Origin of the sequence: Streptomyces sulfonofaciens, assembly GCF_014656295.1 — a bacterium.
GTDB lineage: Bacteria > Actinomycetota > Actinomycetes > Streptomycetales > Streptomycetaceae > Streptomyces > Streptomyces sulfonofaciens.
Map to the genome: position 1 here is coordinate 1 of NZ_BNCD01000095.1, position 580 is coordinate 580.

General features: G+C 35.2%; 1 protein-coding gene. It reads left to right on the plus strand.

The genetic code is table 11. The features are described from left to right. On the plus strand, positions 1 to 274 hold a 274-nt coding region (locus IE313_RS36720), incomplete at its 5' end, for a TrbL/VirB6 family protein (RefSeq protein WP_229925209.1). Positions 275 to 580 lie beyond the last annotated feature (306 nt).

The following is a 580-nucleotide window of genomic DNA, read 5'->3' on the forward strand; positions in this document are numbered from 1 at the left end:
ATTTAGGGTGCAAAACAGCCTTAAAGAAACTTACAAGCTCGCCACCAATTTGAGCACTAACCTCAGCCAAAACGCCCTTAATTCCTTACAATATATCACGACCCCACCCGCTTCTTCTCCTATTTCTACTTCTACAAGAGAAAGCGCCACTAAAGAAAAAGAAACGCATTCCCCCACATTCAAGGTAGAAACCACTCAATTAGATGTAAAAATCCCAAATTTCAAGCAAAAAAAGGTTAAAAAGGATACAATAAATACAAAAAATGAAATTTAAATAAATAGGAATTTAATGAGAATTTTTTTTGTCATTATGGGACTAGTATTGTTTGGTTGCACCAGTAAGGTGCATGAAATGAAAAAAAGCCCTTGCATGTTGCATGAAAAGTTATATGAAAACAGGTTGAATCTTGCATGAAAGAAAAACCTTTCAATAGCGAGCAATTGATCTATTTAGAAGAGCTTTTAAGCCACCAAGAAAAGCATTTAGAAAACAAGCTTTCTGGTTTTTCGGTGAATGATTTGGACATGCAAAGCGTGTTTAGATTAGAGAGGAACCGCTTGAAAATCGCTTATAAACTCT